Below are 289 nucleotides of genomic sequence, written 5' to 3' on the forward strand. Positions count from 1 at the left end.
GGCGCGGGCGATCGCGGCCCACCACGCGTTGTCGAGGCCGGGCAGATCGGCGAGCCTGGGGTCGGCCACCACGGCCGCGGCGACGGCGGCCGTCACCTGCGGATCGTCCGCGCGGACGAGGTCGCCGAGCAGTTCGGCGTCGGCCGGCACGGTCCGCAGCAGGGCCGCGATCCACCCGGCGAACCGGTTCTCGGCCACCGGTTCGCGGCGCAGGGTGAGGAGGTCGGCGGCGGTGTGCGGTCCGTCGATCGGGCCGCCGCCCAGTGCGACGCGCAGCACGTCGGCGCGG

The 289-nt window shown here is 78.2% G+C and carries 1 protein-coding gene; it reads right to left on the reverse strand.

Features of this window, described 5'->3' with window-relative positions; translation table 11 throughout:
- On the reverse strand, nucleotides 1-289 hold a 289-nt coding region (locus tag GT354_RS36090), incomplete at both ends, for a hypothetical protein (protein ID WP_161360605.1).

Origin of the sequence: Streptomyces sp. SID3343, assembly GCF_009865215.1 — a bacterium.
Lineage (GTDB): Bacteria > Actinomycetota > Actinomycetes > Streptomycetales > Streptomycetaceae > Embleya.